The 5,322-nt window shown below is 34.9% G+C and carries 3 protein-coding genes and 1 pseudogene; all 4 read right to left on the bottom strand.

Going from position 1 to position 5,322, the window contains the following annotated elements; genetic code table 11:
* Positions 1-157 precede the first annotated feature (157 nt).
* On the bottom strand, positions 158-1,240 hold the full coding sequence (locus VGE71_RS03510; RefSeq protein WP_331137060.1) for a TlpA disulfide reductase family protein: 1,083 nt from the start codon (positions 1,238-1,240) through the stop codon (positions 158-160).
* A 49-nt stretch (positions 1,241-1,289) separates the two neighbouring features.
* Positions 1,290-2,789, bottom strand: a complete 1,500-nt coding sequence (locus VGE71_RS03505; protein WP_331137059.1) for an aminotransferase class V-fold PLP-dependent enzyme — start codon at positions 2,787-2,789, stop codon at positions 1,290-1,292.
* 11 nt (positions 2,790-2,800) lie between these two features.
* Positions 2,801-4,807, bottom strand: a complete 2,007-nt coding sequence (locus VGE71_RS03500; RefSeq protein WP_331137058.1) for a protein-disulfide reductase DsbD family protein — start codon at positions 4,805-4,807, stop codon at positions 2,801-2,803.
* 172 nt (positions 4,808-4,979) lie between these two features.
* Positions 4,980-5,322: pseudogene (locus VGE71_RS03495) on the bottom strand (insulinase family protein); the annotation flags it as partial.

Genomic DNA, 5,322 nt, shown 5'->3' with positions numbered 1-5,322 from the left:
TAGCGTATGAATAGAGAAATATATAAAGTGGAAGAAGTTGAGAAATACAGAAAACGTTTCATTAAAAACGTTATAATTTGAAATTGAATTAAAAATAAAAACCTCCAAAATCAAATTAGATTTTGGAGGCTTCATCCTTAGTATGTTTTTATTTTTTTTAAGGCGACTTAAATTCTTTTAAAAGATTATCATACTCTCGTAGATCTTTTTGAAGTGCTGGATTATTTTTGTCGGCAAGAATTTCTAATTTTAAAATTTCTATTGCTTTCTCCTGTTCTGCTATTGCCTCTTTCTCTTTGCCTATTTTAGCCAAAAGCATGGCAATTGCACTTAGCTGATAACGATCGACAGGTTTTTGACGAAGAATTTCAACACTTACAGCATAAATAGCTGATGTCATATCATCTCGTTTAGGTATTATCCGTGCAATTTCAAATGCGCCGTTATCGTTTTTGTTTTTTAAATCAACTAGATAAGCCAATGCTTTATCTTTAGAAACATAATCTGCTAATACTTTAAATTTTTGCATTTTATAAGCGGGGCTTGCACTTTTTGCAATTCCTGCATCAATGAGCTCAATAGCTTTATTATATTCTTTCTTGTTTAAAGCTTCATCTATTTTCATCTGCTCTAATCTTGCTTTCTCATAAAATGCTCTCTGCTCCTCATTCTGTTCTTTAAAGGCTTTCACATCAAACGTCCCGTCGATAAACTGATCCATTAAACCATCAAGAGCAAAAGGATGCCCAATCCAAATAAGACGTCCTTCTCTGATCACAAAAGTAGACGGAAGTCCCTGGCTTCCGACAGCTTCAATCCAGTTCTTTTTCATGTACTCGTCGTTACTATCAGCAAAACCTGGATATGTCATTTGATTCAAGTCACTTTTGATGAAGTTCATTACTTTTGGCAATACCGCTTCATAAGATTGTCCTTTTGTCTTTTCCATCACATTGACGCCCAAAAAGGAAGCTTTTCCTTCATATTTCTTTGATAGCTCAGATAAGTGCCCCATAGCCTGCCTGCAAGCGCCACACCACGTAGCCCAAAATTCTAATACATATACTTTACCATCTTTTACTGAGGAAATAGACTCACCCTGAAGCCATTTTGAATATTTTATTTCTGGAGCAACATCACCAATACTAAGTTGGTTCTTATTTTGAGAATTTATTGTCTGTATACTGAAAAATTGTATTAGAAATAAACTCAACACAAACATTTTATTTATAAGTTTCATTAGCTATTTCAATTGAATTAACTTCTTTTAGTCTGTATTTTTTTATGATTTATAAAACAAACCACTCTTTTACATCTTCCTCAATAGTTTCTTTAATCAAAAGATTATCAAACTCATTAGTAACAGGGTTATATTGATACGCTTTCTGCCAGTTTTCAATATTTAAAACAATCTCTTTAACCGAATTTGTAATAAACAAAAGCTCGTCATTTTTCATTGTTGGATGAAGCGAAACCCTTACCCAACCTGGTTTTTCAGTTAAATTCTTTTGAAGGATTCCACTCGTAATTTCGTTTGACTTTTCTTCATCAATATCAAGCAGAAAATGAGCATAAGTACTCGCACACGACCAACCTCCACGGACCTGAATTCCGAAACGATCATTTAGTAAACGTACCAAAAGATTGTAATGAATGTTTTCTATCGTAAACGAAACACAGCCAATTCTTTCGGTTTCTAAATCTCCCAAAATGGTCAAACCTTCAATCTTCTGTAATTCAGAAAAACAAAGCTGAAGCAGTTCTGTTTCTCTTTCTTTCATTTTTTCAACTCCCATTTTGTCTTTTAATTCCAAACACAAAGCTGTTCGCATTACCTGCAAAAAACCTGGAGTTCCACCATCTTCTTTTACTTCAATCGCATCGCTATAGTGATATTCTCCCCATGGATTAGTGCATTTTACGTTTCCTCCACCAGGATTATCAGGAAAATTAGATTGATAAAGTTTTTCATTGAAAACTAAGATTCCGCAAGTGCCTGGTCCACCGAGAAATTTATGAGGCGAGAAGAAAATCGCATCCAGCTGTTCTTCGGGATCTTTAGGATGCATATCAATTTTTACATAAGGTGCCGAAGCAGCAAAATCGACAAAGCAATAACCTCCATTTTGATGCATTATTTTGGCTAGTTCATGATACGGTGTAATAATTCCAGTAACGTTCGAACAAGCAGTAAACGAACCAATTTTTAATCTTCTACTCTCGTATTTTTTAAGTTCTTCTGAAAGTATCTTAGGATCGACTAAATTGTTCTCTCTACAAGGTAAAACCACCACATCTGCAATCGTTTCGTACCATGGAACCTGATTAGAATGATGCTCCATATGAGTAATGAAAACAACTGGTCTTTCCTCATCAAAATTGAGCTTTACATTGTAAATATTATCTTCAGAACGCAATCCCATGATACGCTGTAACTTGTTTAAAGCCGCTGTCATTCCTGTTCCTGTTGCTACTAAACAATCTGAATCGGATGCGTTAACGTGATCTTTTATCAGCTGTCTTGCGTATTGATACGCATAAGTCGAAGCTTTTCCGGTCTGGCTTGAAAAAGAATGCGTGTTGGCAATCATTGGCCCGATTTTACGAATCATTACATCTTCAATCGGGAAATACAATCTTCCGCTAGCAATCCAATCGGCGTATAACAGATTTTGAGTTCCGTAAATCGATTCGAAACTATGATTAACACCAATTGTATTTTCTCTGAATTCAGAAAAATACTGTTCTAGTTCGCTTGTTTTCAAAGTAACTTCCATTTCATTTATCATTTCAAAAACATTTACTTTTTAAAGTTCTTAATCCCGCTTTGCAACCAATTGTAATATTCTTCAATATTCGGATTGTAAGCAGACGGTTCTGTCAAATTTTCACTTTTATGATCTACAATTACATAAAACGGCTGTGCATTTGCTTTGTAGGTTTTAATCTGTAAATCGCTCCATTTGTTTCCAATGGTTTTAATCTTTTTTCCAGTTGTTTCAGAAACGTATTGCTCATTTTCTGGCAGTTCTTTTTTATCATCAACATACAATGAAATCAAAACCACATCATTATTTAAAACACCCAAAACTTTAGGATCAGACCAAACCAATTCTTCCATTTTTCGGCAGTTCACGCAGGCATATCCTGTAAAATCTAGTAAAACTGGTTTTCCTTGTTTTTTAGCATATTCCATTCCTTTATCATAATCATGAAAAGTGATGATATTTTGCGGACCGTGTTCTGCTCCTTCTGGAAGTGAACCCGTAATCTTTATTTCAGAATTACCCGAAACTCCTAAACCGTTTGGAGATTCGCTGTACTGCATTGGTGGTGGAAATCCGCTGATTAATTTCAAAGGTGCACCCCAAAGTCCTGGAATCAGATAAATGGTAAAACTCAAAACAACAAGTCCAAAACCTAATCTTCCCACTGAAATATGATTTAAAGGCGAATCATGCGGCAAAGTGATTTTTCCGAATAAATAAAAAGCCAGCATTCCGAAAACAGCGATCCAAATTGCTAAGAAAGTTTCTCTTTCTAACCAATGCAATTGCAAAACTAAATCGGCGTTTGATAAAAATTTGAAAGCTAAAGCCAATTCCAAAAATCCTAAAACAACTTTTACTGTATTCAGCCAGCCGCCAGATTTTGGCAATGCATTTAGCCAGCCTGGAAAAGCAGCAAATAATGAAAACGGTAACGCAATAGCAATTGAAAACCCTAACATTCCAACAATTGGCGCGATTCCGCCTTTTGAAGCAGCTTCAACCAATAAAGTACCTACAATTGGACCTGTACAAGAAAAAGATACAATGGCTAAAGCCAATGCCATAAAGAAAATTCCAATTAATCCTCCTCTATCGGCTTGCGAATCTACTTTGTTGGCTAATGAACTTGGCAATACAATTTCGAAAGCGCCCAAAAACGAGCAAGCAAAAACAACCAATAAAATAAAGAAAATCAGATTGAACCATACGTTGGTTGAAAGCGCATTTAAGGAATCTGCACCAAAAACAGCCGTTACGATTGACCCCAATAAAACATAAATAATTACGATTGAAATTCCGTAGATCATAGCGTTTCTAATTCCGGCCGCCTTGCTTTTACTTTGTTTGGTAAAAAAACTTACCGTCATTGGAATCATAGGAAAAACGCAAGGAGTTAATAAAGCCGCGAATCCTGATAAAAATGCTAAAATAAAAATCGTCAGTAATCCTCTTGATTCAGTTTTCTTTGGAGAATCTGGAACTGCGCCCTGAACTTTTTCTTCGGTTTGAACAACTGTTTTTTCTTCACTAATTACAGTATCTTCTTTTACTGTTGAGGTTTCTTCAACTGCAGCAACTTTCTTTTCACTTGGAATTTTAAACGTCAATTCTTCTGAAGTTGGTGGTAAACAATTGCTGTCATCGCAAACCATAAATTCAACTTCACCAGCAACATTTGAAATTTCGTCTGAAGTAAATTTTATTTTTTGTGTAAAAAGAGCTTTATCTTCAAAATATTTAATTTTCATATCGAAGATTTTATCCACTACTTCGTGTCCTTTTTCTTCGGTTGTTTTTCCGATAAGCTCAAACTTTTTATTCGAATTTTTGAAAGTAAAAGCAGTTCTTGAAGGTCCGCCTTCTTCAATATATTGTCCGTATAAATGCCAGCCGGATTGAATCACCGCCTGAGCTTTTAAAACATATTCTTTATCTGCTATTTTCTCTACCGATGTTGACCACTTTACAGGATTGTACATTTGTCCAAACATACTGAAAGAAAGCAACATTAGTATTGTAATTGTGATATTTTTCATTGTTGTTTTTGTTTTTGATAGGATAAAAAAAGAGCTGTCTGTAAACAGCTCTTAAGGCCTTTCACAGAAAATTGCTTACTAATTCAGATTCTAAAATGAAATAATGAAAGACTTTTTTTGATGGTCAGTAACCGTCTCAGTTTTCAGTTAAAAGTTGAACTGAAAACTGAGATTATTTTAAAGGTAAACCGTCTTTATCAAGAGATCCCGATTTGATGATAATCATCTTATCCAATTTGATGTATTTCTTAATTGCGTCGTTTACTTGTTGCAAAGTCGCCTTATCAATGTCTTTTGGATATTGGTCGATGTAGTTTGGTTCTAAACCTCTTTCGATAAAACTTAAAATGGTTCTTGCCATTCCGTTTGTGGTCGACATTCCAACTTTAAAACTTCCGATCAGGTTGGTTTTCTTGTTTTCCAATTCTTCGGCCGTGATGCCGTCTTTTACCCATTTATCCACCTGAACCATAGTCGCATCCAGACCTTTTTGAAATAAATTCGGATTGAAAGAA

The sequence above is a fragment of the Flavobacterium sp. genome (genome assembly GCF_036405015.1).
Lineage (GTDB): Bacteria > Bacteroidota > Bacteroidia > Flavobacteriales > Flavobacteriaceae > Flavobacterium.
Note: the sequence above shows the minus strand (reverse complement) of the source record. Positions and strands in the feature narration are given on the sequence as shown.

Coding starts and splice junctions, on each gene's coding strand:
- VGE71_RS03510 (WP_331137060.1), bottom strand. CDS start 1,240: ATGAAACTTATAAATAAAATGTTTGTGTTGAGTTTATTTCTAATACAA.
- VGE71_RS03505 (WP_331137059.1), bottom strand. CDS start 2,789: ATGATAAATGAAATGGAAGTTACTTTGAAAACAAGCGAACTAGAACAG.
- VGE71_RS03500 (WP_331137058.1), bottom strand. CDS start 4,807: ATGAAAAATATCACAATTACAATACTAATGTTGCTTTCTTTCAGTATG.